The organism is Gammaproteobacteria bacterium, assembly GCA_024235095.1.
GTDB lineage: Bacteria > Pseudomonadota > Gammaproteobacteria > Competibacterales > Competibacteraceae > UBA2383.
On sequence record JACKNC010000001.1, the window covers coordinates 431,118 to 452,641 of the forward strand.

At 51.7% G+C, this 21,524-nt stretch carries 16 protein-coding genes, 1 tRNA gene and 1 pseudogene; 2 read left to right on the forward strand and 16 right to left on the reverse strand.

What is annotated here, in order from left to right; translation table 11 throughout:
• The first annotated feature begins 159 nt into the window (after nucleotides 1–159).
• Entirely contained in the window at nucleotides 160–1,482 is a 1,323-nt protein-coding gene (locus H6973_01775) for a putative O-glycosylation ligase, exosortase A system-associated (GenBank protein MCP5124396.1), read from the forward strand.
• 198 nt (nucleotides 1,483–1,680) lie between these two features.
• The gene (locus tag H6973_01780) at nucleotides 1,681–2,640 is read left to right on the forward strand and encodes a class I SAM-dependent methyltransferase (protein MCP5124397.1); all 960 of its coding nucleotides are present in this window, start codon (nucleotides 1,681–1,683) and stop codon (nucleotides 2,638–2,640) included.
• Between the two features lie 32 nt (nucleotides 2,641–2,672).
• On the opposite strand, the gene H6973_01785 is transcribed toward H6973_01780, so the two are convergent.
• From H6973_01785 to H6973_01860, 16 genes and pseudogenes are all read right to left on the reverse strand, one after another.
• The gene (locus H6973_01785) at nucleotides 2,673–4,187 is read right to left on the reverse strand and encodes a lipopolysaccharide biosynthesis protein (protein MCP5124398.1); all 1,515 of its coding nucleotides are present in this window, start codon (nucleotides 4,185–4,187) and stop codon (nucleotides 2,673–2,675) included.
• Nucleotides 4,177–5,247, reverse strand: a complete 1,071-nt coding sequence (locus H6973_01790; GenBank protein MCP5124399.1) for a glycosyltransferase — start codon at nucleotides 5,245–5,247, stop codon at nucleotides 4,177–4,179. The genes H6973_01785 and H6973_01790 overlap by 11 nt, the downstream gene beginning before the upstream one ends.
• Before the next feature lie 47 nt (nucleotides 5,248–5,294).
• Nucleotides 5,295–6,440, reverse strand: coding sequence for a hypothetical protein (locus H6973_01795; protein ID MCP5124400.1), 1,146 nt, complete (start codon nucleotides 6,438–6,440; stop codon nucleotides 5,295–5,297).
• A gap of 4 nt (nucleotides 6,441–6,444) precedes the next feature.
• Complete coding sequence (locus H6973_01800; GenBank protein ID MCP5124401.1) at nucleotides 6,445–7,635, reverse strand: FAD-dependent oxidoreductase; 1,191 nt, start codon at nucleotides 7,633–7,635, stop codon at nucleotides 6,445–6,447.
• A 70-nt stretch (nucleotides 7,636–7,705) separates the two neighbouring features.
• A complete protein-coding gene (locus H6973_01805; GenBank protein MCP5124402.1) occupies nucleotides 7,706–8,635 on the reverse strand; it encodes a hypothetical protein in 930 nt (309 codons plus the stop codon).
• Nucleotides 8,610–10,166: an MBOAT family protein gene (locus tag H6973_01810; GenBank protein MCP5124403.1), complete on the reverse strand. Its 1,557-nt coding sequence runs from the start codon at nucleotides 10,164–10,166 to the stop codon at nucleotides 8,610–8,612. The genes H6973_01805 and H6973_01810 overlap by 26 nt, the downstream gene beginning before the upstream one ends.
• Nucleotides 10,167–10,183: 17 nt before the next feature.
• On the reverse strand, nucleotides 10,184–10,876 hold the full coding sequence (locus H6973_01815; protein MCP5124404.1) for a tetratricopeptide repeat protein: 693 nt from the start codon (nucleotides 10,874–10,876) through the stop codon (nucleotides 10,184–10,186).
• 43 nt (nucleotides 10,877–10,919) lie between these two features.
• Nucleotides 10,920–12,014, reverse strand: a complete 1,095-nt coding sequence (locus H6973_01820; GenBank protein ID MCP5124405.1) for a GNAT family N-acetyltransferase — start codon at nucleotides 12,012–12,014, stop codon at nucleotides 10,920–10,922.
• A 1-nt stretch (nucleotide 12,015) separates the two neighbouring features.
• Nucleotides 12,016–13,242 (reverse strand): glycosyltransferase, encoded by a 1,227-nt coding sequence (locus H6973_01825; protein MCP5124406.1) that lies wholly within the window; start codon nucleotides 13,240–13,242, stop codon nucleotides 12,016–12,018.
• A gap of 340 nt (nucleotides 13,243–13,582) precedes the next feature.
• Nucleotides 13,583–15,412: an asparagine synthase gene (locus H6973_01830; GenBank protein MCP5124407.1), complete on the reverse strand. Its 1,830-nt coding sequence runs from the start codon at nucleotides 15,410–15,412 to the stop codon at nucleotides 13,583–13,585.
• A complete protein-coding gene (locus tag H6973_01835; GenBank protein ID MCP5124408.1) occupies nucleotides 15,409–15,567 on the reverse strand; it encodes an AAA family ATPase in 159 nt (52 codons plus the stop codon). The genes H6973_01830 and H6973_01835 overlap by 4 nt, the downstream gene beginning before the upstream one ends.
• Nucleotides 15,568–15,591: 24 nt before the next feature.
• A pseudogene (locus tag H6973_01840) lies at nucleotides 15,592–16,352 on the reverse strand (MBL fold metallo-hydrolase).
• A 233-nt stretch (nucleotides 16,353–16,585) separates the two neighbouring features.
• Entirely contained in the window at nucleotides 16,586–17,410 is an 825-nt protein-coding gene (locus tag H6973_01845) for a Uma2 family endonuclease (GenBank protein MCP5124409.1), read from the reverse strand.
• Between the two features lie 119 nt (nucleotides 17,411–17,529).
• Nucleotides 17,530–17,605: transfer RNA gene (locus H6973_01850), tRNA-Ile, on the reverse strand.
• Nucleotides 17,606–17,649: 44 nt separating this feature from the next.
• Entirely contained in the window at nucleotides 17,650–19,623 is a 1,974-nt protein-coding gene (rpoD, locus tag H6973_01855) for an RNA polymerase sigma factor RpoD (GenBank protein MCP5124410.1), read from the reverse strand.
• A gap of 79 nt (nucleotides 19,624–19,702) precedes the next feature.
• Complete coding sequence (locus tag H6973_01860) at nucleotides 19,703–21,457, reverse strand: DNA primase (GenBank protein ID MCP5124411.1); 1,755 nt, start codon at nucleotides 21,455–21,457, stop codon at nucleotides 19,703–19,705.
• Between the last annotated feature and the right edge of the window lie 67 nt (nucleotides 21,458–21,524).

Below are 21,524 nucleotides of genomic sequence, written 5' to 3' on the forward strand. Positions count from 1 at the left end.
GAGTTGACTTGACTGCATGGTCACATAAAATATTTTTACAAATATAGATAGAAATTATTATATTTCTATAACCTGTAAAGGACTGCTATATTCCAATTACTGCGCTTCACTCATGGAAATATGCCTTGATTGGTCAAAATCGGTTAGGATCTGGCTAATATGCGTGACTTATTAATTGTTTCCATTGTGCTAGTTTTTGCGGTCATGGCGCTTTGGCGACCGTGGATTGGTATCATGAACTGGACATGGTTGTCAATCATGAATCCGCATCGCTTTTGTTGGGGTTTTGCTTATTCTGCCCCACTCGCGGCAATTGCAGCAGCCTCAACTCTAGTAGGCTTGCTGTTCACTAGAGAGCGGCAATCGCCGTTCAAGAGTGCGCCAGTTTGGTGGCTGCTTGCATTTATCCTATGGATAAATGTGTCGTGGCTCATGGGCATAGACGTAGCAGGAGATTACGCATTGTGGGATAAAGTCATGAAAATTTACCTCATGACGTTCATTGCATTAATGCTCCTGCAAAACCGCTATCAAATAATGACCTTCGTTTGGGTCACTACAGGGTCACTGGCCATTTTAGGGGCCAAGGGTGGCTTATTCACCGTGATAACTGGCGGCAATTACCGTGTGTGGGGACCACCCGGCAGTTTCATCGAGGATAATAACTCGTTGGCGCTGGCGCTGATCATCATTATTCCGCTGCTGCATTTCCTTCAATTGCAAGTGAAGAATAAATGGGGCCAACATGGTTTGAGCCTGATCATGCTGCTCTGCGTGGCAGCAGCGCTGGGTAGCCACTCACGAGGGGCATTGCTGGCTCTGCTTGCTATGGGCGCGATGTTCTGGTGGCGCAGCCAGCGTAAGGGCATCATGAGCATATGGATCATAGTGGTGGTGCTGGCTTTGGTGCCGATCATGCCAGATGCATGGTTTAATCGGATGGAAACGATCGAAACTTATGAAGAAGACGATTCCGCTATGGGCAGAATCAATGCCTGGATTGTCGCTTGGGAAGTCGCTAAGACGCATTTCTTCGGTGCTGGTATGAATTACCAATACCCAGAATTTTTCTATGCTTACGGCACTTACGAGACCGAGGTGCGGGCTGCCCATAGTATCTATTTCCAGGTTCTCGGTAATCATGGATTTGTCGGACTCGGCTTGTTTTTGTTGATCTGGTTTTCAACCTACCGCGTTGCTGACTGGCTTAGGAAGTACGCTCGCGCTATCCCAGAAGCGCAATGGGCAGGAGACTTGGGTGCGATGGTGCAAACCGGGCTGGTCGGTTATGCAACGGGTGGCGCTTTTCTCAGCTTGCCCTATTTTGACCTGCCTTATAACATGATGATCATGGTGGTGTTGGCGAAGCACTGGGTGGAAGCTCGAGGCTGGGAACGCGATTCGCAAATACCATTTTTGGAATATGCTGCTGGGCTAAAGAAGCGACGCCAGTTGGATACGATTACTGGTATAGTACCTTAGTGACCCGATCTTTGGTTCGACGGCGCTTCGCGCCGACAAAAACGGGGCGCGAGTTGAGCTAACTTCGGGTTCTCGGCGCGTAGCGCCGTCGAACCTTCGTTGGAACGTCACCCCTGCGGGACGACGAAGTCGCCCCGATAGAATCTTAAATTGGGTGCTGGACCACATCCAGCCTTAGAAATCAAACGATTGTTAATTATGCATTCATCACAAAACTCTGAAAACTTGCGTTACCATGCAAGTGATCCAGCCTATAGTGGCAAATACGATGTGGTACCGCCTCCAGTCGGACACCGTTTGCGCCCCTTGGTAAAAACATACATTCCTAAGAAGGAAAACGGCGACTGCATCGAAATCGGTTGTTCTCCTGGCGGGTTCCTCACCCTATTCGGGGATTTAGGTTATACGTTGCATGGCATAGATTTCGACCCACGTATTCAAAATGAATTGCCACAGTGGTTAATCAAGAACGGCTACAAGCCTGGCGAATTTATCATCAATGATTTCACCATTCACTCATTCGCTATGCAATATGATGTAGTGTATTCGCTTGGCTTCATTGAGCATTTTACTAACTGGGCTGATATCCTATTGCGGCAGGCTGATTTGGTAAAGGAAGGAGGCTATCTGCTGATTGGAACACCCAACTATGCCGGATTTTTCCAGCGTCTGTTGCACAAACTTTTTGAGAATGAAAATTATATGACACATGTAACATTATCTATGAATCCCGAGCTTTGGCGTAACTTATTGGAAGCTATTGGTTTTCGTGTAATTTTTGCCGGAACCGTAGGTGCTTTTGATCTCTGGACACGAGGGACGGAAACATTACCGCGTATCACCCAGGAATTGCTGTGGACGGTAGAAAAACTGCGTCCGACACTGTCGGCAATTGAAGAATCAAGTCTTTATGCAATGTCTCCTTATTTGGCGATCGTAGCCCAACGGGAAATAGCCGTTTTGCCCTCTGCGCGGTACGCTGATGCGACTGTGCGAGCCGGTTTTGAACCTTTACTGGCACAGGCGAAACAAAATGATCGTCGCACGGAAGAACTGGCTACGACCGTTGTTACGGAATTAGAGAACTACCTGCGGAGACGTGCCTGCTTGACTACCCTACTGAAGGATAAGCTGCGTAGACTGTTGACCCGTAGTTGAGAATTTTGTGTGATTGGCATGAATGACTCCAACTATTCCACTGCGGGCAGCCAATATTTTAACCGAGGCCAACGCTGATTGATCTCCCGCAAAAGAGTATGTTCCGGACCGGCAGGCTTACCCGCTAAGCGCCATAACAGCAGCAGGGTCGTAATATAGACTGTAGCCCCCAATGGCGCTAATATAGCAAGCATCCGCAGTGCCCGCCAAAAATCGGCTGTATCCGCTTCCATCATCAAGCTTAATAAGCTCCAGATGGCAATTACCATACCTAAGCCAGAAAACAAAGGACGATAGGCGTAATGAATGATTACCTTCGCACTTAATTGTAACAGAAGATATGAGCTTGTAAGATAGGCTAGGCTGGATAGTACCATTCCTCCCAAGAATCCGTAGGCCACGCCGATGGCACCAGCCTGCCAAGCGCCAAGTATGGACAATGGCAAGGTCATCAGTAAGCTGAATAAGGCTAGCAAAGCATATAGCTTGGGTCGGCCTTGAGCCAAGATAATGGATTGAGCACCCGTACTGAACAATCGTATTAATCCGGATACAGCCAATACTTCAATAAAGGGCACTGCCTCCAGCCATTTTATCCCCAACAGCACACACACCAATGGTTCAGCGGTGACAGCGATGCCTAGGGCTAAGGGTGTAGCCAAGGTGATGATTAAACCGATGCTGTCCAAATAGAGTTGGCGTATCTTCTCCGTATTGCCCATAACCTTGGAGTAACCTGGATAGAGCGTACGGGCGATGGGCCAGACAAGTTCGGTTGTAGGTAGGTCGGCGACTTCGCGCCCCACCTCGTACAAACCTACACTGCTCACATTGGCGAAGCGCCCGATGATGAGGGAAGGACTTCGGGTAAGCAGGGCACCAAACACGCTGGCCAGCATGATCCAGGTCGAAAAACGGAATATTTCGCGCCAGCGCGCCAGTGTTAAGCTCGGGCGGTAGTCGGACATTATGTAGCTTAATACCACCAGCGCCACCTGACTGCTCAAGGTGCCGATAACCAATGCCCAGTAGTTTTTCCAGACCAACGCCATGCTAATGGTGGTAGCAAAAGCCACTAACTTGGCCGCTAACCTCAGCCGGAATTCACGATCGAAACGGAGTTCTTTGCGAAATTCGACAATGCCAACATTCTCAAAACCGCTGATGAACGAGCCGAGTGCCAAGACGTGGTAAATATCTACGAGTGCGGGGCTGGCATAAAATGCTGCCGCCAGTGGTGCCGCGAGGAAGATCAACAGGCCCATCAAGCTGCCGCGCAACACGGACAGAGTCCAAACCGTATTGTAGAGGCTAGTGTCCTGGCCTTTCTGGCGGATCAGGTAGAGATCGAAACTAAAGTCAAAAACCAGTTCTAGAATACTAATAATTAGACTGGCCAGGGCCACTAGACCGAAGTCAGCAGGAACCAGTAAGCGCGCCAAAATAAGGGTGCTGATCAGCCCCAAACTACGGATGGTGAGGCGTAGCAACACCATCCAAGCCGCACTCTTGGCAAGGCGTCGGCCCATATCCCGATCAATACTCATTAGGCACCAAAACCCTAGGGACAGAAGACCGGAGAGCCTCATGATAGACCGCAACGATCCGCTCGGCGATAGCTGACCAGCGCAGGTCATGTACTGTATCACGGCAGACCGTGGATGATGGTGAAGAATCCAGGAAGCGCTGTATCCCAGCTCGAATGGCTGTGCTGTTTTTAGGATTGACCTCTTGCCAGCAGGCAGGAGGGAAGTTCTGGTCAAAAGCATGGTAAAGAGTACAGACCACTGGGGTACCGGTAGCTAGAGCTTCCAAGGCGACATTGGGCGTTACTTCCGTATAGCTAGGTATCAGCACCGCTTGGGCGGCCGCGAAGGCGGAAACATAAAATGGGTCATTCTGTGCATATGTTCCCAGGTAGTGTACTTGCCCAGCTCCTTCCTTCAGGCAGGCATCGAGATAACTCTGCTGAGATTTTCCCACTGCACCGAACAGGACGAGGTCGACTTCCAGCCCACGTACAGCACGCACCGCTCCGAGTTGATTTTTCTCCGGACTCAGCGAAGCCGACATCAAGACAAAAGGGCGTCTACTCTGCCACGTTTTCAGAAATAGGGCAGGGTCGGCAGAGAAAAAAGCATCGTGGATGCCATTGGGGATGATATGGATGCGCTCGACATTGATACTGAAATTATTGCGTATAGCATTAGCCTCATTCTGCCCAAGAGCAATGATCCGCTCTGCTCCCGCAAAAGCGGAGAAGCTTTGTCCCCAACTCGTGCTTAGCTGGTAGCTAGACAGGTAACGTATCAAGATGTGCAACAAGCGATCACGCCAGCCTTCGAAACGGTTGTAAGGTAAACTTAGCACTGAGGAGAGCACTACCGGAACACCAGCATCACAGGCGGCCTCAACAATACGATGGTTACCCGAGCCAGTGCAGAAGACATGCAAGAGATCAAAATCGGTTAGACAGTCCGTATTGATATCGAACAGACGCGATTCTACTCCTAGCCCACTCAGAGCGACGAGAGTATTATGAATCTTATTTTGTACACCACCCTGACGCTGCCATAGCATAGGATATGAAATCAGGCCAACCTTCATCTTATTTGAACACAAATATTTTCTTATTAATAATCAGTAAGTTGTTTCTAAATCCGCTTGAGTGGGCGTCCTTCGCTCATCTCCAGCATTAACCCGTCCATGAAAAACTTGGTTGCCCAGTTCGGATAACGGAAGCGCATGTAGTCACCATTGATTGGGTAGGAACCAGCCATAGCCCCGCGTATACCAGGGTGGGCGGTTGCAAGATCCTGCAGGGATCTATTAAAGCAGTTAATCCGGCGAGCATGTTCCACCAGCGTTTTGTCACCCGTGATATGCGACAGGCGCATCCAGTTGATCGCCATTTGTGAGTTACCAGTCACACAGGTCCAACGGGTATTACCCGGCTGCCATCGTGGTGTCAGCGATCCGGGTAGGGAACCATCTTGGCGCTGGTTGGATATAACCTTGCGCGCCATGTCTTGCCCACACGCGATAAAATCTTCGCGACCAGCAATGGCTCCAACTTCAAAGATACCACGGATGGTATAAGCAATAGTATGGATAATTGCAGTCTCAGCTTCACTCAGGCAGTTGTCGGGTATCCAGCCATTATCCTGCGCTGTGCCCAGTGCCCAGCTGACGTTAGCCACAGCGGCATCGATGTAATGTTGCTTCTCCAAGGCTACGCCGGCTTGGGCCAAGGCAAAAGCAGAGCGGGTATTGTAAGGGTTAATACTACGAGAGGAAAAAGGTGATGAGAAACGCCGCCAGCACCCATCCGCATCCTGAGCAGCTACCAGCCAGTCCGCAGCCTTAACCAAGGCGGTACGTAAAGTTTCATCGCCGCTTTCGATCCAGGCGCGCGTCCAACCGAATAAAACTTGACCTGTGTTGAAGATAGTAGGAACAACCACTTCAGCATCCATGCGCCCGGCACGCACACCGCCTTCCAGCAGTTGTTCACGCGCCTCCCATCGAGCCATACGCAGGGCGCGCTCAGCATATTCAGGCTGTTGGTAGTGTTGAGCGTAGTCATACAGAGTGGGGATAATGTAGCCGGTAGTCTCTGGATAAGAAGCATGCCAGCGCCCTAGCTTGATGTCATAACTATGCGCTACGCCGTCATCCGGTGTGGCGTCTTGAGCACGGGCCAACCAAGCAGCAGCAGCCTCCAAGTGCTGTTCTATTGATTGCAGTTTAAAACGGCCGCCACCCAGTTTATCTCTGATGGTTGCAATCAAGTATCGCATATTCTTATCCTTTTAGTTTCACGCGGCCAAATGACGTTGCCATAGGCAACCACTTGTTTATGCCTTGTTTGAGGCGTTCACGCAAGACCTCATATTCCAAACCTGGACATGGATCGTTCCAGCGCCAGTAGGCGTCTACTACCCGTACCGGTCCGAGATCAGGAGGCCAAGTAGAACCGGTGATTGCCTCGGCCCAACCATCGGTAACGGGTTCACGCCAGATCCGTGCTTCAGACAAGATTTCCGATTGCGGCAATGCTAACCCTGCCTCGTCGCAGAATTGAATCCAAGGCAGGTTGACGCCATTGATCGTAGCCACTTCATGCTGGAAGTCGGTGCGCGCAACGGTCGGTTCAATCATCAGCAGACGGTCGCTCGGGCCATCCTGCTTGAATTCGATGCCGCCCATACCGATGAAACCGACAGCAGCAAAAAAATCCTCCGTAGCAGCAATGAGTTTCTCCTGAAACTGCCGAGCCACTGTGCAGCTAGCTGTACCGCCTACTTTGGGTGGCCAAGAGCGTAGCTTGCGGCCAACGAAAGAAGCCAGTGCACCAGCCTTACTGCGATATTGCAGGCAGAAATAAATATCGCAGTCTTCACCCTGAATCCACTCCTGCACTATCATTTCGGCCATTACCGGCGCGATCTCCGCATATAGCCGATGTACTTCGGCTGCATCCTGCACAATGTAGCCCTTTTTGAAGCGGGTACCATAATTGTAATTTTTGTAAGCAGGTTTCAGGATGCAAGGGAAGCGCAATTCGGCCAGCCGTTTCAGATCGTCAGCATTGTGCAAGGTAAGCGAACGAGGTAGCGGAGCCTGATACCGCACGGCTAAGGTGTGGAAACGATCCTTGTCCATCAGGGACATCAGCATATTGTGCTCCGGCAATTGGATACGGCATACAGCCTGGATGGCCATACGGTGCTCAGAGACAGTCCTGACCGTGGCCTCCTGGGTCAGAAATAAGATGGGGGGCGTAGGTTCCTGCCGGGCTAAATCAATGATCTGTTCGACGAAGCGTGAGCCGGATAAGGTATCAAATAATACCTTGCGTCCATAACGCGAGCGCATACCGGCTTGGTTAGCGGTAGTGTCGATACAAACACAGTTAACCCCCTGCGGTGCGAGGCTGCGTAACACGCCCAAACCGTTGAGTTCAAGTCCAATGATATAGGCGGAGGGAGTCATTATCTGATGGTTATTCTGTTCGAGGGGCGGTGCATACAAGAGACGACGGTAATTTTAGCACGGGTTGTGATTATGGCTGCTCGAAACAGTCGTTGATGATGCGTTGAGAGAAGATGTGCGCTCCTTTAGGAGCGAGATGATCCATATCGCTGAAATAATCCGGTTGGTCAGCATAGAGCGCGTTGTAGGCCAACAACCGGAGGTTGAGCCGTCGCGCCTGTTCTGCAAACCAAATGCGCACAGCCTGATAGTTAGGTGAGTCGACATAGTGCAGGTATGTGGAAGTGACCGGGAATTCTACCATGCATGTTTGAATGCCCCGGTTCCGTAAATTGCTGAGGAGCGATTGGTAATCTGCGGCGAAGGGGTGGACGGCAAAATCGCTCATAGGAATATGTAAAGCAGCCCGTTCGCGCGCTTTCTGCTCTTGTGCTTCTGTAGTTAGGGCAATCCAATTATCGTTGCCTTCGATCCAGCCACTAGCGTGAAAACGTGTACGACTGGCGAAGGTTCCTTTGCGTAGCCATACTTCCCAATAGGCTAGAAGCTTGGGCCGATGGTAACCGCTCAGAGTGCGCAGGTTGATGGTATCCAGTTCTTGGGGAGACCGCCCGAATTGTTCGTTGTAGCCTAGCATCTGTTTAGCGCGGTACTTGGCAAACATGTGCGCATCAGCCTGTACAATCGCTCGTGTAAGCTCAGTACGCGCCAGTAATACATTTATTTTGTATGCTAAAGTGTCGATGCTTTCGCCTGGGAAAGCCAAATTAACCCAATCCTTCGGCGGTTGAAAACCTAGAGCCATATGTGAATCACCAAAGCCTGCTTGTAAAGCTGTAGTCATTTGAAACAGGCGCAAATGAGTAGGCAGATGATCATTGGGTTCGACGTGGGTACGTATCAGCCATTCCGTTGCTACCAGTGCAAACACACATAACCCAGTAAGCAAGGCTAAGGTGGTAAGGACATAGGATTTAAAACTGGAAGTACAGAAATTCACTGTAGTTTCCGATCAGCAACCAAGTAAGCGACACGAAACCAAGAATGGCGATAAAAACAGTATTAAAGCGACTTGGCATCCAGCGGTACCAACCCCAATGCAGGGCCAGTGGATGTGCGGTGTAACCATCCAAGGTAGGTCGAAATTGCTCCATGATTTGCTGGGTGTTAGGCATAAGCCAGATCACTATAGCCAGTCCAGTTAACCAGATGAGACCGCTTGACCAAGGGGCCAAGTCATGATTGAACATGCCATCGAAGGTTACACTCCAATCGGCCAGCCAAGGAGTCAAATCAGCCAGTCGGCTTGGTAGGGACAACCCATTCAGACCAAACATTGCACCTAGAATTTCTGATGCAGCAGAATAACTCTCTGCACGAAAAGGCACCCAGGCTAGAGTGACTGCAAGGAAAGTAAGTGCGATTGTCAGTACTTTACGCCAGCCATACGCCGGATTAATAGAACAGCCACGCTGATTAAGAAAGGTGTGCCAAATATGGTTTGCCGCCAAATAAAAACCATGCAATCCACCCCAGATCACGAAGTTCCAACTTGCACCGTGCCACAGTCCACCTAAGAGCATGGTGGCAAATAGGTTGAAATGACGCCGGATAGGTCCTTTACGATTCCCACCCAAGGAGATATACAGGTAGTCACGCAAGAATCTCGACAGAGTCATGTGCCAGCGGCGCCAGAATTCGATGATATTGTGAGATTGATAGGGCGAATAAAAATTGATCGGCAGGCGCACTCCAAACAGCAATGAAAGCCCTACTGCCATGTCGGAGTAGCCGGAAAAATCGAAGTAGATCTGAAAACTATAGGATAGCCCCCCCCCCCAAGCCTCAAACAGGGTAAGTGCTACGCCAGCCTGAGCGGCGTTGAATACTGGCGTAGCATAGATTGCGATGCCATCAGCAAGCACTGCCTTTTTAAACAAACCGATAGTGAACACCGTTAGCCCCACGGCTAAATTTTCCCAATTCAATCGATAGGTTTCTGCATGGGCAAACTGTGGCATCATTTCTTTATGGTGCAAAACTGGGCCGGCAATAAGATGTGGGAAATAGGTAACAAATAAGCTGTAGTTGATAAAATTCAGTTCCTTAGCCTTACCACGATAAGCGTCGACTAAAAAGGCAATTTGAGTGAAGGTGAAAAAAGAAATTCCTAGTGGTAAAACTATTTCTGCAGTGGACAGATTTGTACTTAATATAATGTTAGCGTTTTCGATGAAAAAATTAGCGTATTTGTAATATCCCAGTAGAGTAAGGTCGCCGATGATGCCCAATATCAACAATTGCTTGCGGCACTCCTCTCTCACTAAGGCACAGCCAATTATGTAGTTAAATAGGATGGAACCGACTAATAGGCTTAGATAGATTGGGTTCCACCAGCCGTAGAAAAATAGTGATGCAGCTACTAACCAAACTATAGTAGCCCGCTGCCAACCACTTGCACCAATTACATAGAATACTAACAAAACTATTGGCAGAAAGCCAAATAAAAAATTGAGCGAATTAAATAACATAGGTTTAGTATTGTCTATTACCAGTGACCTGCCTGCTTCAATTTTTTGCGGAGACCGGGTAATGGATAACCAAGTTCGTAGGCGCGGATAGCATATTTTTTGGAGCTAGCGAAATCTTTCAATTCGAAATACAATAAACCCATATTGTAGTGTAGCTCAGCGGAATTAGGCATAATCTTTTCGGCTTCTTTGTATTTTTGTTGGGCAGGTACCAGCGCACCAGATTTATGTAAGTAAAGACCAAAGAGCAACCAAACATTGCCATCGTTCAGCTTGAAGTTTAGTGCCCTTTGAAGATAGCATTCAGGATATATATCGCTTTTCTTATAAAGATTAGTTTGCTTAAAATAATAATTTATAAGTGAGTATAATGCCCGATGATGGTTTGGAAATGCTCTTAAGGTATAGTCGATATCACCTATTGGATTTTTTCCCGTGGTTTCACCGCTTTCCAAGTATTCGACTTTTGGCGTGAAGTGATGTTGTTCAACAATTTTCAAAATATTTCCTCGATGATTAGGATTTGTATAATCATAGGGTCCATAACCCTGCCCTTTTCCTTGGCAGGGTGCTCCAGAAAGGGTATTGCCTACCCACGGCGCAGAATCCTTCGGCAAAGGTGGTACCGTGGCCCACACTTGCAATGGTGATAGCATTAATGAAGCTTCTAGAAAGATAAACCAAAAAATTCGATTAGCTATACTTTGCATTAAAATAATTCCAAATAATCCAAAACTATATCCAAATATTTCATCAAAAATCTCTCAAAATTCTTCTCATAAAAACTTTCGCGATGGATTTTAACCGATGGTAATAACTAGCAAGCTTACGGCCTCCAAAATGATGGATAGCAGACATCAAACCTTCCAGGGTGCGTGGATTAAAAGCAATAATGCCATATCGTTCACGGCGATCGCTCATCCAGTCCCGCTTGTAGGGATCATCACCGATAAGATAATCGACTTCATGGACCTTATCTTCATCAATCACCTGTTGCATAAGCGCCGTAGTCAACACCGATCCTGCTGATAAACGTGCATAGTCCTGATGATAGGCAAGTTTGACAATATAGGCTATGCCGCCCGTTACCAACCATAGTTGAGCAGCTAATGGCTGTTCCTCCAATCGCATCACGCCTAACCTCAACCAACCTTCTCGAGCAGCCAGGCGACAGAGTTCTGGAATGAAATCGGGAAAAGGCTCCGGGCGCTTCCAACTATGATTGTAGACCATAACAAAATCCGCAATCATTGATTCAAGCTTATCATCGGACTGCGTTTGAATATCAAGGCGATAGCCGGGCAGCTTTTGCAGCCGCTTTCGCGAACGAACTATAGTGTTCCGCAATTGTGAAGGGCGTTCTGCAAAATAATCTTCAAAATTTTGCTGATTGACTTTTAAATACCAATTGCCAAAGCAGAAGTATTGATCAGCCCACCATCCTGCATTTTGTAAGCCCATCAATAGTCCAGTGAAAAATGGTGTATCCGGATCCAGGGGGCGAAGATTCATTTTTATCCAGGGAGGATTTTCCTGTGTCAACGCCGTAATAAAGTGAGCAATCTTATTTTCATCTATTTCAGGTACGCCCAGTGGCCCGAACAAAGGTGTATAAAAATTCGCCAAGCTATGCAGAGTGCGAGGTTCCTCGCTGACAACCTTGCACGGAAGACATGGCGCATATACATCGTCGGCTGCACCCAGTGGAAAAACTCGAACTTTTGTTCCATCGGGCAAAGATGTACGCGCTAACAGTTCAAACCATTGTGGCGTCAGATGGATATCATCTATTGGTCTATCACCAGAAGTAGTTTTTAGAGATGAACACCACTCAATGCAAAAGCTCATATTAGTGATTATTCTCTAACAAATCAGCAAGTAATTTCGTTCGGTTGCGTCGGGATGCGCTAGTTGCCTGCTCCAGGCGTGGCCTGAGTGCGGTTCCAGTTTCTACACCGCCCAGAAAGCTTAGCAGAACTTTGGCAATCTGTTCAGAAGAGTCAAGGCGCGCCAGATAACGATAACCCGCCTGTCGCAAGACCTGCGCAGTATCGCCGGCTGGATCGGTCAAACCCAGGATCGGCCGGCCCGCACGCAAGTATTCATACAGTTTGGCCGGAATTTGATCATTGCAATTCGCCGCCTGCAAAACCAACAACCCATCCGCTCGCAGCATTTCCTCCAGCGCCTCACGGTAAGGCAGAGGCGGCGCCAGCTCAATGACATCAGTAATCCCGTACTCCACCGCCAAACTTCTCAGCTCATCATCATGCGCTGTAGCGCGTAACCTCAGGATAAAGCGCGCTGGACTCAATTGCCCTGACTTCAACAAAATGCCGATACCTTGAAATAACTGGGTCGGGTCACGCTCGCTCGGATAAACAATGCCGCTATGCAGCAGGGTAATTCTGCCCGGATGTAGCGGCCCCTTGGTTTTAGCGCTGGCATCCAAACCGGCAAAACTCTCTTCATCATAACCGTTCTCGACCAACGCCAAGCGCTCGGACGGTATCGCTGGATAGCGCTGGCCATAATAACGAATCGCCCCTGGCGAGGTAAACACACAATAAGCAGCTCTCTGGAAAGCGGTCTCTTCAATTGCCTTGAAAGACTGCCAAACCTTTGGATGTGCCGGATAACCCTCTTGCGCCATGGGATCGCGGAAATCAGCTACCCAGGGCAACCCGGAACGCTGATGCAAAATCGCCCCAATCTGATGAGCGGTTGCAATTGGATACGTAGACCATAGTACAGCAGGCTGATAGCGCTGGATCAACCGCAGACCTGCCGCGACCGCACCCCAGCGCCAGGACATCCAGCGATCCGGTCGCGCCAGAAATCTCGGATAGCGGCCACCAATGCTCAAATGGCGGGCTGCATCCAGTGCAAACGCTCGATGCACTACTACATCCTCTGGCACCTCCAGCAACAAATCGTTGCTGGTCCGTTCATAAGCACGGGGATGCGCGGTCAACACGATCGGTTCCCAGCCAAAGGTTGGCAAATGCTGGACAAAGCGCAAGGTACGCTGAATCCCACTGCTACCAGCTAGCGGTGGGAAGTGGTAAGCGATCATCAAGATGCGTTTTTTTCGCATATCACGGTTGCCTGCTTCGACTATAATTTCACCCTCTTCCTTGCTCCCCAGCATCCGCCATGAAGGCGAAGAACATGAAAAACACCTATTTAAATCGATTCCTGTACACGCTCAATGATTGGAAAGATTCCATATTAAACTACTTCATGCATCGCGTGAAATGTGCAGGTTACGGTTTTCACAATTTTGCCAACTTTAAACAGCGAGTGCTGATCAGCTTCGCCTAGCTCCAAAAGAACCCTCGAAGAACCACATTGGAGCACAATTTTCTGGTCGCCGCGGGTAGCGACGCTGCCTGCTAGTGGGATTAGCGAAGGCTTCACTGTATGGCGTTGTGCGTATTTCCCCGCAGCCACAACTCCAGCATGGTTAGAATCCACACTAACTCTCCGTAATAAGCCGCATGTACCTCTCGATGCATCTGGCGCGCCTGGTCAAGAAACGCCGGCTGGAACCAGTCGCGCTGTTTCAGAGAGTCCAGAGCGTCATCAGTGATCGCCAGCAAGCGCGGATCGGAGCGGGTCCAGACCCCGAACGGCAGACCGAAACCGTGCTTTTTCTTATTGATGATCGTATCGGGCAAGAAACCGCGCACCGCTTCCTTGTAAAACCAGCGTAAGGTCATCCCACGCAGTTTTTCAGCGGAAGGAATCCGGCACGAGAGCGCTACGACTTCGTCATCCAGCAAGGGATAGGCGATCTCGACCCCAGCCAACCGGCAAGCAGTGTTAATCTTGACCAGATCGTTGTCATGTAGCGTGAAATGCCAGTCCAGATACAGCATCCGGTTCAGATCCGAGGCATCCCTGGGCGCGAAGAATGCGGCCTGTTTTAATTCCAGCGGCTCCAGGGTACTGACCTGGTTCAAAAAATCCGGGTTGAAGACTTCAATCGGCTCATGGCGCACCAGGAAAGCGTAGCTGTCCATCCGGTCCGGCAGAGGAATACGGGCCTGTCTGACATAGCTATGCGCCTTGCGGGCCAGTGGGACCGTGGCCAGCGGTTTAACGGCTATCGCCAGCAAGGCTTGTAGCGCAGAAGGCAAACGTCCGAACAGTTCAAAAATCCCTTGCGTGGCGTAGCGTTCGTTGCCGGCAAACAGTTCATCGCCGCCATCGCCGCCCAGCAAGCGGGTGATCCCCTGTTCCTTAGCAAAGCGGGCGCAACAGAATGCCGGCAACAGCGAGGAATTGCCAAAGGGTTCATCGGTTATATTGGCGATTTGCGGAAGCCACTCCGCCACATCGTCGGGCGTAACGTAGTACTCATGGGGGGTGGTCTGGAAATGGCGCACGGCGGTGCGCGCATAGTCCATTTCGTCATAACCCGGCGCATTAAAACCGATGGAATAAGTGTGGGCTGGTTGAGTCGCGCGGGCCAGCATTCCGGCGACTGTGGAGCTGTCGATGCCGCCGCTGAGAAATGCACCGAGGTGTTCCGCTGAAGTCGCGCCGGCTTCGCGCCGAATGACGGTCTCGATGATCTCCAGCATTTCACGCCCGGTCGCGGTAATGTCAATCGGCGTTTCCGTAAATTCAGGCAGCCAGTACGGCGCCACCTGCACTGCGCCGTCCCGCCATTCGAGAAAGTAACTAGCTGGCAATTTGTGCAGGCCCCGGTAAATGGTTCGGGGACTCGGAATCATATGGCAGTACAGGTAATCGTAGATCGCCTGTGGATCAATGCCGGCGTCAAATCCGCCAACGTGGGTCAGGACAGTGGGCGTAGTAGCGAACAGCAGATCGTCTGCTTGCGGCGCATAATAAAGTTGCTCAATACCGATGCGATCAATGGCCAGCAGAGCCGTACGGCGTTCGGGATCCAGAATCGCCAGGGCAAACGCGCCGGACAGCTTTTGCAGTGCAGCGGTTCCACAGGTGCGGTAGTCCGTCGCCAATCGACGCAGCATCTCCGGCATGTCGTTACCGGCGTCAATATGCCGCGCCCGACCCGCGATGGCCAGCAGCAGACCCTGATCCTCCAGAACTTCGCCGCCGATCACTGCACAGCATGCGCCCGCGACGCTGAGAGCAGCCAGTTCGCGCAGGGGGGGCGTTAATGCAGCCTGAATTCGCTCGACACCCATCGAACGGGCGGGGTTAAAATAGCCGGCAAGGCTGGAAGCACGACTCAAAAGATTTAAGGTCATTGATTAAAACCTTTAAAGACCATATCGCTGTCAAACACTGTCGCTAGACGAGGAATAAAAGCGGTCTTGTCAATATAGTAACGATCCTGAGTACGCACCCGCACAAAGTCGGCAACGCCGTAGGGAAGCGGCGAGACATTGCGTTTTGTTGTCATGGTTTACTTTGGCATGACTGCTCGTCAAGGCAGCACGATATTTATGACGTGATCCCGCTCCCGCGCCATATCCAGCAACTGTTCCCGCAAGACTGCCCGCGCCTCATGATCGCCACGCACCAACCGTACCTCACCAGGTAAGTGGCTTATCCGTTTCACAAAATTGAGAAAATCGCGCTGATCGGCATGGGCGGAATAGCCGCTGATGGTATCCACACGGGTGTGGATGGGATAACGCTGACCGTCCAGATCCACCCAGCCGCCGTGCGGGCCATATTTCTGAATGGCGTACCCCGGCGTTCCCGCCGCCTGATAACCGACCAACAACACCTGATGGCGCGCATCACCCAGCATCGCTTTCGGATAAACGACCCCGCAGCTTGCTGCGGGGTATTAAAAGACGATACTACGCAGCAAGCTGCGAGGTATGTATCCCGAACGAGAATCAAGGCTTCATCGCAAGTGAAGCCGACCTTGAGCGCATCTTCAATCACCAGAGGCAGTAGCTGGGCCGAGGGTTTGGAGCAGAGAATTGATCCCCGGAAGCCGGCGGCCAACAGATACGGCAGACGACCAATATGGTCGATATGGACATGAGTGACGATCAGCGTGCGCACGTCAGCGACCAGAAAGTCAATGCGATGGCGCTCCAAATCGCTCCCATCGCTGGCTTCCTCGCCCTGGAACAGACCGCAATCCACCAACAGCGCATGGTCGGCGTCGAGTTGCAGGCGGTGACAACTGCCGGTGACGCCCCGCGCGCCGCCGTGATGGGTAATTTGCACAGGCATAGGCGGATGATGAGTTCGATTGAATGGTCAGGAAATCATCTTAAGGGATTTTACAACGGTTCACACCCATCATCACAGATCGTTGTAGCTCAGATGAAGCAAAGCAGAATCCAGGCTACAATCCTGACACCTAACGCCTGGCGCCTGAAACCTTTACAGGAAGTTGGATATGGTTGCAATTCTGGAACGAAACCGCGTTACTCCATGCGAATTTGAGTAAATCACTACTACGGTTCAATTCCCAGCGCCCGCAAGCGCGCCATTAATTGTTCAGCCCGTTGCCGCTCCTGCTCCATACGCTGTTCGACTTCGATCGCCCGCTGTTCGGCTTCGATCGCCCGTTGTTGTTCGCGCCGCACCAGCTCCGCCCCGGTGGGAATCAGTTGTCCATCGCGCATCATCCAGCGCAGCCACAGACCGGTTTCCCCTTCGTACTCGCCCTGCCACACGGTCAGACCCAGGCCCACCTGCTCCAGGATGCCGCCGACCTGCTCGATATAGCCTTGGCTCAGACCATGAAATTGATAAATGCGTAGCACCCGCTCGGACAGCCGCCGCCAGGGATCGAAAATCACGTAATATTCAATACCAATAGCGGCGTATTTACACCGCTTTTCGACCTCCTCGCCACCTTCTCGGTTCGAGACAATCTCCACCGCAACCAACGGCGGTTTGCCGTCCTGAACCCAGACAAAGTAGGAACGGTTGGCTTTCTGGCTTAAATCCGGCCCCAGACCAGGAATATCCAACGCCAGCATCATGTCGGGAACGACCGGCGGTTGGCGCAGCGCATGGAACAGACCGACATTGGCCATGGCCAGGAAGGGACGATGGTCGGGCGCGCATGCCGGGGGATCGGTCCAGGCGGTATAAAGCGGCTCGGTTAATAACCGCTGCTGCTTTTCCGAAAGAACGTTATCCACGGGCGTATCGTCCTCGGTCACCAGAGATTCCATCTCGCGCTCGGTCATGGCGCGCACTTCCGCCAATTCTTCTTCCCAGTCCTCCAGGCGCCGGAGTTCCGGCATAGGGGTTGTCACTGTCGCGCTCATTCATTGCATCCTCGGGTCATGGCCTTCCTCGGTATCGGGATCAATCCGTCTAAGAGCAGCGCGAGTGGCGCTGGATCAAGCGGGGAGCGGCGTGGTCACCGATGCCTCGGTGACCGTGTTGGTGGGCCCTGTAGGATTTGAACCTACGACCAAGGGATTATGAGTCCCCTGCTCTAACCGCTGAGCTAAGGGCCCGAAACATCAAATTTTAACTCTAATTCTTCACTGTCGCCAGCCGGTTACTCCAAATCCAGGAAACTGCGCAACTGTTCGGAACGATTGGGATGGCGCAGTTTACGTAAAGCTTTGGCCTCGATCTGACGGATGCGTTCGCGAGTAACGTCGAACTGCTTACCCACTTCCTCCAAGGTATGATCAGTAGGCATGTCAATCCCGAACCGCATGCGCAACACCTTCGCCTCGCGCGGCGTCAAGGTAGCCAGCACCTCGCGGGTCGCTTCGCGCAAGCCTTCGACCGTAGCTGCGTCTACCGGCGACATAACGCTGAGATCCTCAATGAAATCGCCCAGATGCGAATCCTCGTCATCGCCTATTGGCGTTTCCATCGAAATAGGCTCCTTAGCAATCTTCAGCACCTTGCGCACTTTGTCCTCGGGCATTTCCATGCGAATAGCCAGTTCTTCCGGCGTCGGTTCACGGCCCATTTCCTGGAGCATCTGCCGGGAAATCCGGTTTAGTTTGTTGATCGTCTCAATCATATGCACCGGAATACGGATGGTCCGGGCCTGATCGGCAATCGATCGGGTAATCGCCTGGCGAATCCACCAGGTCGCATAGGTCGAGAATTTATAACCGCGCCGGTATTCAAATTTATCCACGGCTTTCATCAAACCAATGTTGCCTTCCTGGATAAGATCCAGGAACTGCAAACCCCGATTGGTGTACTTCTTGGCAATCGAAATCACCAGCCGTAAGTTCGCCTCGACCATTTCCTTTTTTGCCCGCCGCGCTTTGGCTTCGCCGATGGACATGTGGCGGTTTATGTCCTTGATTTCATGCACTGATAATCGCGCTTCCTGTTCAATCGCCTGCAAATGGCGTTGCGCCTCTCGCACCTTCTCGCGACAAACAGCCAGAGCCACCGAATATTTCCTGTCTGCCTGGATCTGTTCATCAATCCAGTCCAAGCGGGTTTCATTCTGTGGGAAAGTCGTGATGAACGTTTTACGCGGCATCTGCGCCTTGCCCACGCAGAGAGACATGACTTGTTTTTCATGGGTGCGGATGCGTTCGGCCATCTCATGTAGCTTGGCAATCAATTGATCGAGGGTTTTGGGCACGAGCCGGAGTTCCAGAAAACGTTCGCCCAGGTGCTGGCGCAGCGCTTGGGTCTGCGGATCCTGAATACCCCGTTCATCTACGCTGGCCAAAGTCTGTTCAAACAGCGCGCGCAGGTCAATGAAACGACGAGTGGCCTCTTCTGGATCAGGACCGCTCTCGATCACGGTATTCTGGGTCCCTTCCTCTCCTTCGCTTTCGTCATCGCCGTCCTCCACTACTTCCTCATCTTCCTCTGGCGTTTCCGACGTTTCCGGCGCTTCCTCCGATGATTCCGAAACCACTTCCGACGCTGGCAGCGTCTCACTTTCCTCTTGCTCTTCTTTCTTCTTACTGGTTACGTCCGGTTCTTCGCCGATAACCGGTGCGCTCTCCTCCGGCAGCGGTGGCGCAGGTTCCTCAATATCATTGAAACCGCTGATGACATCGGCTAATCGTGTGCCATTTTCACTGATGGATTCATAAATTTTTAACAACTCACCAATTGTCAGAGGATAGCTGGCCAGCGCCGATAGCACCTGGCTCATGCCTTCCTCAATCCGCTTGGCGATCTGAATTTCACCTTCGCGGGTTAACAACTCGACGGTTCCCATTTCCCGCATATACATCCGCACCGGGTCCGTGGTGCGGCCAAATTCGCTATCTACTGCCGCTAACGCGGCGGCGGCTTCCTCGGCGACTACATCATCATCGGCGTTGACCGGATTTTCGTTGAGCAGCAAAGTCTCAGTGTCGGGTACGAATTCATGGACTTCGATACCCATGTCATTGATCATGGCAATGATATCTTCGATCTGCTCGGGGTCGACGATATCATCGGGCAAATGGTCATTCACCTCGGCATAGGTCAGGAAGCCCTTTTCCTTGCCGCGGGCGATCAACTTCTTCAATTGTGACTGTTGCTGCTCGCTCATGACCTGTTCACATGCTGGATGGGTAAAAAACTCAAACTAATAATCATACCATGAAATTTCCATTATCCTTATAAAAGGATTATTGGACTTTCCTGAATTGTCCAAAGTTCCGCAATGCTTCTGCGCGCTCTTCTCTGCTCAGAGGGCTAGGCATTCCACGTTGCAACAATGTTTCCAGCCACTGTTTCACCGGGTCGGCGCGCCGCCGCAAGTAATCCAGAATATCGACGAACTCTGTCTCAAATTGATATTCTTCTTCCGGAGTTTCGGCTTCCAGGCGCCATTGCGCCAACCGCTCCAGAATGGCACCCTCGCGTGTGTCGCGATAGCGTTCGAGTAAGGCAGCGGCAGTCAGCTCGGGATGGGCGCGCAGCGTAGCGGCCAATTCCGCTAATAATTTTATGCCAGGTTCCTGGCTATTGCGTAATACCGGGTCATCATCCAGCATTGCCTGTTGCGCCAGTTCCGGTCGATACAACAGCAGGGCAATGGCTTTGCGCAACGGCGTGCGAGCGAGCTGCGCATTATTGTTATCAGCCGGTTGCGGGGTCGGGGCGGGGGGACGCAATCGAGTGTTGACCAACTGTGCTTCCTGTTGCAAGCGCGCACTCATAAGATCACGAAAATGTCCCTCGGGCAGTTTTTCCAGGAGTGGCCGGGCCAGTTCGGCCAGACGAGCGCGCCCCGCCAGCGTGTCGGGATGGGCACGGGCGCGCAATTCGGTAAACAAATAATCCGCCAGTGGCGTCGCATTTTCCAATCGGCGCTCAAAGTTCGTGGAGCCTTCCCGACGCACCAGGCTATCCGGATCCTCGCCCTCGGGTAGAAACAGGAAGCCAATCTGCCGGCCATCGCGCAGGAACGGCAACGCGACTTCCAGCGCCCGCCAGGCGGCCGTTCGTCCCGCCGGATCGCCGTCAAAACAGAACACTAGATCGGCAACCACCCGGAACAAACGTTCGATATGCTCAGCGCTGGTGGCGGTGCCCAGGGTAGCGACGGCATAGGAGATATCATGTTGGGCAAGCGCCACCACATCCATATAGCCTTCGACCACAACCAATCGTTGCAAGCGCTGGGTGCGGGTGCGCGCTTCATGGAGGCCGTATAATTCCAATCGCTTGTGAAATAGCGGCGTCTCTGGCGAATTGAGATACTTCGGGTTAACGTCGGCGTCCAGCGTTCGACCACCGAAGGCGATGGTTCGGCCTCGTGGGTTGCGGATCGGGAAGATAATTCGGTCCCGAAACCGATCACGCAGACGATTTCGTTCGTCGCGGCTGGCCAAGCCGGCGCTCATGAGCTGTTCGGGCGTAGCGCCGGCCTGGCGCAGGATCTGACTCAAGGCGTCCCAGCCTGGCGGCGCGTAGCCAATGCCGAACACGCCAGCGATCTGGCCGGTCAGACCGCGTTGGCGCAGATAGTCCACTGCGCGCTGGCGGGTCGGATGTTCTCGCAGCTGTTGGCGGAAATAGCGGTCAGCCTGGGCCAGCCATTCCAGCAGGGCGCGGGATGAGTCGCTCTCGCCACCACCGCTTTTCGGCATTTCCAGACCCGCCAGTCGGGCCAGTTCTTCAACGGCGTCCAGAAATTCCAGTCGTTCATAGGCCATCAAAAAACCGATGGCGTTTCCGTGAGCGCCGCAACCAAAGCAGTGATAGAATTGCTTGCGCGGACTGACCGAGAATGAGGGCGTTTTTTCGGCATGAAACGGACAGCAGGCCATAAAATCATGGCCGGCGCGACGCAACGGCGTTCGGGTGTTGATCACCTCGACCAGGTCCACTCGGCTGAGCACCTGATCGAGAAATTCCTGGGGAATACGGCCAGCCATAACCCCAAAGCCTAGTCGAAAAACGTCGGTCCGCCAGTCAATGGAGACAAGATGCGTGATCGTTGAA

What these genes read in the sequence shown, in the direction of transcription:
- H6973_01830 (MCP5124407.1), bottom strand. Translation starts at nt 15,412, where the DNA reads ATGACCTTAAATCTTTTGAGTCGTGCTTCCAGCCTTGCCGGCTATTTT.
- H6973_01825 (MCP5124406.1), bottom strand. Translation starts at nt 13,242, where the DNA reads ATGATCGCTTACCACTTCCCACCGCTAGCTGGTAGCAGTGGGATTCAG.
- H6973_01785 (MCP5124398.1), bottom strand. Translation starts at nt 4,187, where the DNA reads ATGAGTATTGATCGGGATATGGGCCGACGCCTTGCCAAGAGTGCGGCT.
- H6973_01775 (MCP5124396.1), top strand. Translation starts at nt 160, where the DNA reads ATGCGTGACTTATTAATTGTTTCCATTGTGCTAGTTTTTGCGGTCATG.
- rpoD (MCP5124410.1), bottom strand. Translation starts at nt 19,623, where the DNA reads ATGAGCGAGCAGCAACAGTCACAATTGAAGAAGTTGATCGCCCGCGGC.
- H6973_01790 (MCP5124399.1), bottom strand. Translation starts at nt 5,247, where the DNA reads ATGAAGGTTGGCCTGATTTCATATCCTATGCTATGGCAGCGTCAGGGT.
- H6973_01815 (MCP5124404.1), bottom strand. Translation starts at nt 10,876, where the DNA reads ATGCAAAGTATAGCTAATCGAATTTTTTGGTTTATCTTTCTAGAAGCT.
- H6973_01800 (MCP5124401.1), bottom strand. Translation starts at nt 7,635, where the DNA reads ATGACTCCCTCCGCCTATATCATTGGACTTGAACTCAACGGTTTGGGC.
- H6973_01835 (MCP5124408.1), bottom strand. Translation starts at nt 15,567, where the DNA reads ATGACAACAAAACGCAATGTCTCGCCGCTTCCCTACGGCGTTGCCGAC.
- H6973_01780 (MCP5124397.1), top strand. Translation starts at nt 1,681, where the DNA reads ATGCATTCATCACAAAACTCTGAAAACTTGCGTTACCATGCAAGTGAT.
- H6973_01860 (MCP5124411.1), bottom strand. Translation starts at nt 21,457, where the DNA reads ATGGCTGGCCGTATTCCCCAGGAATTTCTCGATCAGGTGCTCAGCCGA.
- H6973_01820 (MCP5124405.1), bottom strand. Translation starts at nt 12,014, where the DNA reads ATGAGCTTTTGCATTGAGTGGTGTTCATCTCTAAAAACTACTTCTGGT.
- H6973_01845 (MCP5124409.1), bottom strand. Translation starts at nt 17,410, where the DNA reads ATGAGCGCGACAGTGACAACCCCTATGCCGGAACTCCGGCGCCTGGAG.
- H6973_01795 (MCP5124400.1), bottom strand. Translation starts at nt 6,440, where the DNA reads ATGCGATACTTGATTGCAACCATCAGAGATAAACTGGGTGGCGGCCGT.
- H6973_01810 (MCP5124403.1), bottom strand. Translation starts at nt 10,166, where the DNA reads ATGTTATTTAATTCGCTCAATTTTTTATTTGGCTTTCTGCCAATAGTT.